Source organism: Pseudomonas sp. EYE_354 (assembly GCF_023148575.1).
In the GTDB taxonomy this organism is placed as follows: Bacteria; Pseudomonadota; Gammaproteobacteria; order Pseudomonadales; family Pseudomonadaceae; genus Aquipseudomonas.
Window position 1 is genome coordinate 376,203 of record NZ_JAHXNQ010000004.1, and the last position, 10,665, is coordinate 386,867.

Here is a 10,665-nt window from a genome sequence, read left to right on the forward strand (position 1 = left end):
TTACTTTTTCGCGGCGAACAGCGCGTCGAGCTTCTGCTCGAAGGTGTGGTAGTCGATGCGATCGTAGAGCTCCATGCGGGTTTGCATGGTATCGATCACGTTCTGTTGGGTACCGTCACGACGGATCGCGGTGTAGACGTTCTCGGCGGCCTTGTTCATGGCGCGGAAAGCCGAGAGCGGGTACAGCACCAGGGAAACATCGGCAGATTTCAACTGTTCGGTGGTGTACAGGGGGGTTGCACCGAACTCGGTGATATTGGCCAGAATCGGCGCTTTCACCCGGGCGGCGAACAGCTTGTACATCTCAAGTTCGGTGATGGCTTCCGGGAACACCATGTCAGCGCCAGCTTCGATGCAGGCGGCGGCGCGTTCCAGGGCAGACTCCAGGCCTTCAACGGCCAGGGCATCGGTACGAGCCATGATCACAAAGCTGTCATCGGTGCGTGCATCCACCGCAGCCTTGATGCGGTCGACCATTTCCTGCTGGGACACGATTTCTTTGTTCGGGCGATGACCGCAACGCTTGGCGCCCACCTGGTCTTCGATATGAATAGCCGCGGCGCCGAACTTGATCATCGACTTGACGGTGCGCGCCACGTTGAACGCCGAGGAGCCAAAGCCGGTGTCGACGTCTACCAGCAGCGGCAGGTCGCACACATCGGTGATGCGGCGTACGTCGGTGAGCACGTCATCCAGGCCGGTGATGCCCAGGTCCGGCACGCCCAGGGAGCCGGCAGCCACGCCGCCGCCTGACAGATAGATCGCCTTGAAACCGGCGCGCTTGGCCAGCAGTGCGTGGTTGGCATTAATGGTGCCGACCACTTGCAAGGGCTGTTCACTGGCGACGGCGTCACGGAAACGCTGGCCGGGTGTGCGTGTAGTGTTCGAACTCATGACTCACCTCTATCAGGAGCACCGTCCGGGAAGTGACGGGCAATGTTGCGCTTGGACGCACCGATGTGCCGGCGCATCAACAATTCGGCCAGTTCACCGTCGCGATCGGCAATCGCGTCAAGAATGCGGTGATGCTCGGCAAAGGCCTGGCGTGGACGATTGGGGGTGGCGGAGAACTGGATGCGGTACATGCGCACCAACTGATAGAGCTCACCGCACAGCATTTGAGTCAGGGTGCGGTTGCCCGCGCCTTGAATTATCCGGTAATGAAAATCGAAGTCGCCTTCCTGCTGGTAGTAGCCGACACCGGCCTGGAACGCCGCATCCCGTTCATGGGTGTGCAGCACCTGGCGCAGTTCTTCGATTTCGGCGTCGGTCATGCGCTCGGCGGCCAGGCGGCACGCCATGCCTTCCAGGGATTCGCGGATTTCGTACAGCTCGACCAGCTCGGCATGGCTCAACGAGACGACGCGAGCGCCCACATGGGGCACGCGCACCAGCAGGCGCTGGCCTTCCAGACGGTGGATCGCCTCGCGCAGCGGGCCGCGGCTGATGCCATAGGTGCGCGCCAGTTCCGGCTCGGAGATCTTGCTGCCGGGGGCGATCTCGCCCTTGACGATGGCGGCCTGGATACGGCGGAAGACGTTCTCGGACATGGTCTGGGAGTCGTCTTGCGCAACCACCGGGGTTTGCAGCTGATCCAGCATATTGTCGACACCTTTAAAAGCAATGTGGCAAAAACTAGCCAATCAAGCCTGATTAGTCAAAGAATAAATCAACATTGTCGACAATCGTCTAATAACCCTGCCTGCACTCTGTAGGGGCATGGCCGCCTGCCAGCGCTGGCGCCGGAAAAGCATCATGTTAGAATGCCCGCCGCTTTTGCCTGACATCACTGGATGAAACGGCGCACGAGGGAGTTTGCGCAGCAATGCCAGTCGCCTTGAATTGAACATCGCACGGCACCGCCCCAGGATCTATGAGACTCAAGCCCTTCCCCCTGTTTTGCCTACTGTGTCTACCCAGCCTCGGCGTTGCGGCCGAGAAGACCGTGTATGGCCTCAATGAATACGCGCAATTGGCCGGCATCGACCTGGAAGTCGCCGCCAAACTGGACACCGGCGCCAAGACCGCCTCCCTCAGTGCCCGCGATATCAAGCGCTTCAAGCGCAACGGTGAATCCTGGGTGCGCTTCTACCTGGCGATCGACACCGCCCACTCGCACCCCATCGAACGCCCACTGGCCCGCGTCAGCAAGATCAAGCGCCGCGCCGGTGACTACGACCCCGATGAGGACAAGAACTACACCGCCCGCCCGGTGATTTCCCTGGATATCTGCATGGGCACCTCTTTACGCAGCATCGAAGTGAACTTGACTGACCGCAGCGCTTTCCAATATCCGCTGCTGATCGGCTCCGAAGCGTTGAAACGCTTTGATGCGCTGGTCGACCCCAGTCTTAAATACGCCGCAGGCAAACCCGCCTGTGCCGCCGACGCTCATACCGCCGAGTAAACCGAATGCGCGCTCTAACCCTGCACCTGAGAATCCTGATCGCCATCCTGGTGGTGCTGGGTATTTCGGTCACCGCCTATCAGATTTTTGTGCTGGGCATCCCCGTCACCGAGGACGCCACCGACGACTTGTGGAACATCGACGCCAAGGTCGAGTTCGTCGCCAACCCGAAAGACCCGGTGAAAATCCAGATGTTCGTGCCGCCATTGAGCCGCGACTTCGTGAGCCTCAACGAGAGCTTTATCTCGAACAACTATGGGGTCAGCGTCAACCGCATCGACGGCAACCGCAAAGTGACCTGGTCGGCACGCCGGGCCAAGGGCAACCAGACCCTGTATTACCGCCTGGTGTTGACCAAGCGCTACAGCGGCGAAAAAACCAAGATCAAGGGCCCGACCTTCCGCGACAGCATCGCCGTCGAAGGCCCGGAAAAAATCGCCGCCGAAGCCCTGCTTGCGCCGATTCGCCAGCATTCGGCCGATGTCGAAACCTTCATCACCGAAGCCATCAAGCGTACCAACAACCTCAACGACGACAATGTGAAGCTGTTGCTGGCGGGCGACCCCTCCACACCGCACAAGGCCAAGATCGTCGAATTGCTGCTGTCCATCGCCCATGTGCCGGTAGAAAAAGTCCACACCATCCGTCTGGTCGCCGACCAGCCGCAAACCCCGGAACTGTGGCTGCGCAGCTTCAATGGGAGTGACTGGCTGTACTTCAACCCGGAAACCGGCGAACAAGGCCTGCCCGCCGACCGCCTGCTGTGGTGGACCGGCGATGAAAACCTGATCACCGTCGATGGCGGCAAGAAAGCCATGGTCACCTTCAGCCTGAACAACAGCGAGATGAACGCGATTCGCCTGGCCAAGCTGACCGACGAAAACACCGACGCCAATTTCCTCGAATATTCGCTCTACGGCCTGCCGCTGCAAACCCAGCAGACCTTCATGATCATGGTGATGATCCCGATCGGCGTGCTGGTGATCCTGATCCTGCGCAACCTGATCGGTTTGCAGACACTGGGCACGTTCACGCCGGTGCTGATTGCCCTGGCGTTCCGCGAAACGCAGTTGGGCTTCGGGATCGTGCTGTTTACCATTATTACCGCGCTGGGCCTGTCCCTCAGGTCGTACCTTGAACACTTGAAGTTGCAGATGCTGCCGAGGCTGTCGGTGGTACTGACGTTTGTCGTGGTGCTGATCGCGGCCATCAGTTTGTTCAGCCACAAGCTGGGGCTCGAACGCGGCCTCTCGGTGGCGTTGTTCCCGATGGTGATCCTGACCATGACCATCGAACGCCTGTCCATCACCTGGGAAGAACGTGGCGGCGGCCACGCCATGAAAGTGGCGATCGGCACGCTGTTCGCCGCCTCCCTGGCGCACATCATCATGAGCGTGCCGGAGTTGATCTACTTCGTGTTCACCTTCCCCGCGGTCCTGCTGATCCTGGTGGGCTTCATGCTGGCCATGGGGCGTTATCGCGGCTACCGCCTGACCGAACTGGTACGTTTCAAGGCCTTCCTCAAGGCTGACTCGTAATGTTCGGCTTCTGGAAGACCTGGAAAGCCCTCGAAGCGCGGGGGATCATGGGCATCAACCGGCGTAACGCCGACTACGTGCTCAAGTACAACAAGCGCAGCCTGTACCCGATCGTGGACGACAAGATCATCACCAAGGAACGGGCGATCGCCGCAGGCATCCACGTGCCGGAAATGTACGGGGTGATTTCCACCGAAAAGGAAATCGACAAGCTCGACGAGATCATCGGCGGGCGCAGCGACTTTGTAATCAAGCCGGCCCAGGGCGCCGGCGGTGACGGCATCCTCGTGGTGGCCGACCGTTTTGAAGGACGCTACCGCACGGTGTCCGGCAAGATCATCAGCCACGAGGAGATCGAACATCAGATCTCCAGCATCCTCACCGGCCTGTATTCACTGGGCGGCCACCGTGACCGCGCGCTGATCGAATACCGCGTGGTGCCCGACCAGATCTTCAAGAGCATCAGCTACGAAGGCGTGCCGGATATCCGCATCATCGTGCTGATGGGCTACCCGGTGATGGCCATGCTGCGCTTGCCGACCCGCCAGTCCGGCGGCAAGGCCAACCTGCACCAGGGCGCGATCGGCGTGGGCGTAGACCTGGCCACCGGCCTGACCCTGCGCGGCACCTGGCTGAACAACATCATCACCAAACACCCCGACACCACCAACGCGGTGGATGGCGTGCAACTGCCCAACTGGGACGGTTTCATGAAACTCGCAGCTGGCTGCTATGAGCTGTGCGGGCTCGGCTATATCGGTGTGGACATGGTGCTGGACCAGGAAAAAGGTCCGTTGATCCTGGAACTGAATGCGCGACCGGGGCTGAATATCCAGATCGCCAACGACTGCGGCCTGACCCTGCGTACTCACGCGGTAGAGGCTCGCCTGGAAGCGCTGAAAGCCGCCGGTGTGAAGGAAACCGTGGAAGAGCGGGTCAAGTTCGTGCAGGAAATGTTCGGGCATATTCCGCCCGTAGAAGGCTGACGCGGCCTTCAATCTGTCTATCTCCGACATCCCCCCTAGGAGCAAATCCTGGGGGAGACTACAATTCCCTCCCCCGCGCCTTGGCTGATCCGCCCCGCATGTCGACCTGCTCCGTACACCCGCTGCCCTACCGGGCCAACCCCGCCGAGTATTTTGCGGCGATTCGCCATGCGCCTGGCGCCGTACTGCTCGACAGCGGCCGTCCGGTTGCCGAACGCGGGCGCTATGATCTTCTCAGCGCCTGGCCTGAAGCGACCCTGACGGTTGGGCCTGACGAAAGCGGCGGTGATTTCCTGCAGCGCTTAAGGGGTAATCTTACCCAACTGGGTGAAGCGGCCCTGCCCGCAGGTCTGGAGCTGCCGTTTGCCGGCGGCTTGATCGGCTACCTGAGTTACGACTTTGGCCGACATCTGGAGCAGATGCCCCACTTGGCGGTGGATGACCTGCATCTGCCGGATGCGCGTTTCGGTCTGTATGCCTGGGCGCTGATCAGCGATCACCAGGCGCGCACCAGCCAACTGGTGTTCCACCCGGCCCTGGCTGACGGCGAGCGGCAACGCTTGATCGCGGTGTTCAACCAACCGCCGGCTGATACCACTGCGTCCTTCAAATTGAAGGGCACCATGGCACCGGACCTCGCTGCCGAGGCCTATCGCCAGGCCATCGCGCGGATCCAGGACTACATCCAGGCCGGCGACTGCTACCAGGTCAACTTCGCGCAGCGTTTTCGCGCGCCGTGCGTCGGTGATCCCTGGGTCGCCTATTGTGCGTTGCGCGAAGCCTGCCCGACGCCGTTCTCCGGGTTCCAGAGCCTGCCGGATGACGGCGCGATAGTGAGCCTGTCGCCAGAGCGCTTCGTGCGCATCAGCGAACGCCAGGTGGAAACCCGCCCGATCAAAGGCACCCGCCCCCGCGGACTCAACCCCGCAGAAGACGCCGCCCACGCCGCCGAACTGCTGGCCAGCCCCAAGGATCGCGCCGAGAACCTGATGATTGTCGACCTGCTGCGCAACGACCTGGGCCGCACCTGCCGCATCGGCTCGGTCAGCGTGCCGGAGCTGTTCAGCCTGGAAAGCTACCCCAATGTGCACCACCTGGTCAGCAGCGTGACCGGCGAGTTGGCCAACGGCAAAGACGCCCTCGACCTGATCGCCGGCAGCTTCCCCGGCGGCTCCATCACCGGCGCGCCAAAGATCCGCGCAATGCAGATCATCGACGAGCTGGAACCGACGCGACGCGGCTTGTACTGCGGCTCACTGCTTTACCTGGACGTTCGCGGTGAAATGGACAGCTCCATCGCCATCCGCAGTTTGCTGGTCAAAGACGGACAGGTGTGCTGCTGGGGCGGCGGCGGGATCGTGGCGGACTCGCAGTGGGAGGCGGAGTATCAGGAGTCGCTGACCAAGGTGCGGGTATTGTTACAAACGCTGGAAAGCTTGTAACGCAAGGCGCCCTGCGGGTGCTCGGGCGCCTTGCCCAGCAGCGGAAAAAGCCTGAATCAGAAGGGCTGTGGACGAGGGGGCGAGCGCAAAGTTAGCGTCCAGCACAGACTGTCCACTGCCCTCTGTGAAGGACCACCTGAAGCGACTGCCGACGCCCCGGCAATTATTTCCGGGATTGCACATCCAAACCGCCGCGCCTATCATCTCCCAAAATGGGAGGGCGCCAGCATGCGAATAATCGCGCTCTCTACCTTGCGAACATTCTGGGACAGGTACCCGGCCTATATCGATGCAAAAACGCCGCTGGTCGAGCTGTACCGGCATATGGAGAAGGCAACTTACCCGACGCCACAAGCGCTCAAGGCCGAGCTCAGAACCGCGAGCATTCTCAAAAGCGGCCGGGTTGTTTTCAACGTAGGCGGCAACAAATATCGAGTGATCATGGCGATCGATTACCAACGACAGCTTGGGTTCATACGTTTTGTGGGGACCCACGCGCAGTACGATCAGATCAACGCGGAGACCGTGTGATGAACATCAAACCTATTCATTCCCAAGACGATCTGACCGCCGCCCTCGCGCGCGTCGAGCAGCTCTGGGGAGCGGACGTCGGCTCGCCCGAGGGTGACGAGCTGGAAATTCTCGCCGTGCTTATTGAAAAGTACGAGGCGGACCATTACCCGATGCCGTCTTCGGATCCGGTGGAAGCGATAAAATTTCGCATGGAGCAACTGGGCATGACCGCCCGCGACCTGGAACCGTTCATCGGCCCAAGTGGGCGGGTGTCAGAAGTGCTGAACCACAAGCGCAAGCTCAGCCTGTCGATGATCAAACGCCTGCATGAAGGCTTGAGCATTCCTTATGAGCGTTTGTTGGCGGGGGGTTAAGCAGCCACGGAGGCGGCCCCATCATTCCTAACGCTCAACACCCTCCCTGTGCTGAGCGGGCTTGCCGCTCAGCACAGACAGTATTCGCAGATGTCACTTACAGGCTCAACGGCCGATTCGACGCCTTGATGAACTCTTTTTTCAAATCCTCGAACGTATGCACGGCCGAAAACTGCGGGAACTCGCGGATCACGTTCTCCGGCGCATGGAACAGAATCCCACGGTCGGCTTCGCCCAGCATGCTGGTGTCGTTGTAGGAATCGCCGGCGGCAATCACGCGGTAGTACAGGGTCTTGAGCGCCAACACTGACTGACGCTTGGGGTCTTTCTGGCGCAGTTGGTAGCTCACCACGCGGTCGGTGTCGTCGGTGATCAAACGGTGGCACAACAGGGTCGGGAAGCCCAATTGACGCATCAAGGGCTGGGAGAACTCATAAAAGGTGTCGGACAGGATCACCACCTGGAAGCGCTCGCGCAGCCAGTTGACGAACTCGACGGCGCCGTCCAGCGGCTTGAGCGTCGCGATCACCGCCTGGATGTCGGCGAGCTTGAGCCCGTGCTCGTCAAGGATACGCAGACGTTGTTGCATCAGCACGTCGTAGTCGGGAATGTCGCGGGTGGTGGCCCGAAGGGATTCGATACCGGTTTTTTCGGCAAAAGCGATCCAGATTTCCGGGACCAGCACCCCTTCCAGGTCAAGACAGGCAATTTCCACAAGACACTCCCATTGGATGTTGTTAGTTGAGCGAGCAAAAGGACTGCCGAACTCTAGCGATTCAAGCTCGCCGCCGCAACGCAGAGCGGATTTTGATACCATCGCTCCCCTATAGAGCGCTCAGCGCCACTGACCTGTAGGAACCGTCCTGATGAACCAAGCCTTCGACGTCGTTGAACTCGCCGCGACCTATGCCAACAAATCCGCCCAGGACATTCTCAAGCTGGCGTTCAGCCAGTTCGGTGATGACCTGTGGATCTCCTTCAGCGGCGCCGAGGACGTGGTGCTGGTGGACATGGCCTGGAAGCTGAACAAGAACGTCAAGGTGTTCAGCCTCGACACCGGCCGCCTGCACCCGGAGACCTACCGGTTCATCGAGCAGGTGCGTGACTTTTACAAGATCGACATCGAACTGATCTCACCCGACCAGAGCAAACTGGAACCCTTCGTCAAGGAAAAGGGCCTGTTCAGCTTTTACAAGGACGGCCATGGCGAATGCTGCAGTGTGCGCAAGATCGAGCCACTGCGCCGCAAACTTTCCGGCGTGAGTGCCTGGGCCACCGGCCAACGCCGCGATCAGAGCCCCGGCACCCGTAGCCAGGTGGCGGCCTTGGAAATCGACACCGCGTTCTCAACCCCGGAGCGCACCCTTTACAAGTTCAACCCGCTGGCGCAGATGACCAGCGAAGAGGTCTGGGGCTACATCCGCATGCTGGAGCTGCCGTACAACAGCCTGCATGAGCGCGGTTTTATCAGTATCGGCTGCGAACCGTGCACCCGCCCGGTGCTGCCGAACCAGCACGAGCGCGAAGGCCGCTGGTGGTGGGAAGAAGCCACGCAGAAGGAATGCGGGCTGCATGCGGGAAATATCATCAGCAAGGCCTGATCAAACCTGTACACAAGAATGTCACCATTAGTGCCATTCTTGTGTGCACTTACCTAAATACCGCACCAAAACGTTACATTTCCCCTCGCAGCAAAATCCCCGCTACGCCACCTGAAACTCGCCACGCAAAATAAATACCTGTTCGAACGGTCAATTTATAGCGCTTTAAATTCAGTGAGTTACTTTTACAACCTATAAAAACGAAATTACCTCCGGTTTTCATAGATCGAAAACTGGCACGCATGTGGCTTAAGGCATAAGGCGTCTTGTATACAATAAATACAAAACATACATACACTTTGCCATCCGCCGCCTTGCTGCAGATGCGCTGGAGCCTGCCGGAATGCGTACAAGCCTCTCGAATGACCTCGCACTGGATCTGCCCTCCTCAGCCCTGACCCCCGACGCCACCCAACCCGGCCCGTTGGTGCTCAGCCCGCGGCTGCACAACAAAGACCTGGCGCCCACCAAGGTGGAAGGTCGACGTTGGGGGCGCTACAGCATCTTTGCGTTGTGGACCAATGACGTGCACAACATCGCCAACTATTCGTTCGCCATCGGTCTGTATGCGCTGGGCCTGGGCGGTTGGCAGATCCTGTTGTCACTGGGCATCGGCGCGGCGCTGGTGTACTTCTTCATGAACCTGTCGGGCTATATGGGGCAGAAGACCGGCGTGCCGTTTCCGGTGATCAGCCGAATCAGCTTTGGTATCCATGGCGCGCAGATTCCGGCCTTGATCCGCGCGGTGATCGCGATTGCCTGGTTTGGCATCCAGACCTACCTGGCCTCGGTGGTTTTCCGCGTGTTGCTGACGGCGATTCATCCTGGATTCGCCGACTATGACCACAACTCAATCCTGGGCTTATCCACCCTGGGCTGGGCCTGTTTTGTGGCGATCTGGTTCGTGCAACTGGTAATCCTGGCCTACGGCATGGAGATGGTGCGGCGCTATGAGGGCTTCGCCGGTCCAGTGATTCTGGCTACGGTGGCCGCATTGGCCGGTTGGATGTACTTTCAGGCGGGCGGCCAGATTGCGTGGTCGATCCGTGAGCCGCTGAGCGGCGGCGAGATGTGGCGCAATATCTTCGCCGGCGGCGCGCTGTGGCTGGCGATCTACGGCACGCTGATCCTCAACTTCTGCGATTTCGCGCGTTCCTCACCGTGCCGCAAGACCATTCAGGTCGGCAACTTCTGGGGCCTTCCGGTGAATATCCTGATATTTGCCGCCATCACCGTGCTGCTGTGCGGCGGGCAATTCCAACTTAACGGCCGAGTGATCGAAAGCCCCACCGAGATCATCGCCGCCATCCCCAATACCTTCTTCCTCGTGCTCGGTTGCCTGGCCTTTCTGATCGTCACCGTGGCGGTGAACATCATGGCCAACTTCGTCGCCCCTGCCTTTGTGCTGAGCAACCTGGCGCCCAAGTACCTCAACTTCCGCCGCGCCGGGTTGATCAGCGCCACCGTCGCCGTGCTGATCCTGCCGTGGAACCTCTACAACAGCCCGCTGGTGATCGTGTACTTCCTTTCCGGCCTGGGCGCACTGCTGGGGCCGTTGTACGGCGTGATCATGGTCGATTACTGGCTGATCCGTAAAAGCCAGGTGGACGTGCCGCAGTTGTACAGCGAAGACCCAAATGGCGTTTATTACTACAGCCGGGGGGTCAATTTGCGCGCGGTGGCGGCGTTTATTCCTGCGGCGGTGATCGCCATCCTGCTGGCGCTGCTGCCTGGGTTCGCCAGTGTCTCGCCGTTTTCCTGGCTGTTTGGCGCCGGTATTGCAGGGCTGCTGTACGGGCTCATC

11 protein-coding genes are annotated in these 10,665 nt (G+C 60.1%); 8 read left to right on the forward strand and 3 right to left on the reverse strand.

All coding sequences use genetic code 11. The features are described from left to right. Together prpB and KZX66_RS08135 are read right to left on the reverse strand one after the other, a co-directional pair. The gene (gene prpB, locus KZX66_RS08130) at positions 1-894 is read right to left on the reverse strand and encodes a methylisocitrate lyase (protein WP_248078159.1); all 894 of its coding nucleotides are present in this window, start codon (positions 892-894) and stop codon (positions 1-3) included. Further along, positions 891-1,601, reverse strand: a complete 711-nt coding sequence (locus KZX66_RS08135) for a GntR family transcriptional regulator (RefSeq protein WP_099582717.1) — start codon at positions 1,599-1,601, stop codon at positions 891-893. The genes prpB and KZX66_RS08135 overlap by 4 nt, the downstream gene beginning before the upstream one ends. Before the next feature lie 272 nt (positions 1,602-1,873). Here KZX66_RS08135 and KZX66_RS08140 point away from each other — a divergent pair, with 272 nt between their 5' ends. The 6 genes from KZX66_RS08140 to KZX66_RS08165 all read left to right on the forward strand — a co-directional run bounded on the left by KZX66_RS08140 (position 1,874) and on the right by KZX66_RS08165 (position 7,260). Beyond that, entirely contained in the window at positions 1,874-2,407 is a 534-nt protein-coding gene (locus KZX66_RS08140) for an ATP-dependent zinc protease (protein WP_248078161.1), read from the forward strand. 5 nt (positions 2,408-2,412) lie between these two features. Continuing rightward, on the forward strand, positions 2,413-3,945 hold the full coding sequence (locus KZX66_RS08145; protein ID WP_248078163.1) for an inactive transglutaminase family protein: 1,533 nt from the start codon (positions 2,413-2,415) through the stop codon (positions 3,943-3,945). Continuing rightward, a complete protein-coding gene (locus KZX66_RS08150) occupies positions 3,945-4,931 on the forward strand; it encodes an alpha-L-glutamate ligase-like protein (protein ID WP_248078165.1) in 987 nt (328 codons plus the stop codon). The genes KZX66_RS08145 and KZX66_RS08150 overlap by 1 nt, the downstream gene beginning before the upstream one ends. 98 nt (positions 4,932-5,029) lie before the next feature. Then, entirely contained in the window at positions 5,030-6,373 is a 1,344-nt protein-coding gene (gene pabB / locus KZX66_RS08155) for an aminodeoxychorismate synthase component I (RefSeq protein WP_248078167.1), read from the forward strand. Positions 6,374-6,601: 228 nt separating this feature from the next. Beyond that, the gene (locus tag KZX66_RS08160) at positions 6,602-6,904 is read left to right on the forward strand and encodes a type II toxin-antitoxin system HigB family toxin (protein ID WP_248078169.1); all 303 of its coding nucleotides are present in this window, start codon (positions 6,602-6,604) and stop codon (positions 6,902-6,904) included. Next, positions 6,904-7,260: a transcriptional regulator gene (locus KZX66_RS08165; protein ID WP_248078171.1), complete on the forward strand. Its 357-nt coding sequence runs from the start codon at positions 6,904-6,906 to the stop codon at positions 7,258-7,260. The genes KZX66_RS08160 and KZX66_RS08165 overlap by 1 nt, the downstream gene beginning before the upstream one ends. Positions 7,261-7,357: 97 nt before the next feature. Here KZX66_RS08165 and thrH read toward each other — a convergent pair whose 3' ends face one another. Next, positions 7,358-7,975, reverse strand: coding sequence for a bifunctional phosphoserine phosphatase/homoserine phosphotransferase ThrH (thrH, locus tag KZX66_RS08170; protein WP_248078173.1), 618 nt, complete (start codon positions 7,973-7,975; stop codon positions 7,358-7,360). A 151-nt stretch (positions 7,976-8,126) separates the two neighbouring features. Here thrH and KZX66_RS08175 point away from each other — a divergent pair, with 151 nt between their 5' ends. Further along, on the forward strand, positions 8,127-8,861 hold the full coding sequence (locus KZX66_RS08175; RefSeq protein WP_248078176.1) for a phosphoadenylyl-sulfate reductase: 735 nt from the start codon (positions 8,127-8,129) through the stop codon (positions 8,859-8,861). A 343-nt stretch (positions 8,862-9,204) separates the two neighbouring features. Then, positions 9,205-10,665, forward strand: a 1,461-nt coding sequence (locus KZX66_RS08180; protein WP_248078178.1) for an NCS1 family nucleobase:cation symporter-1, incomplete at its 3' end; no start/stop codon positions are given.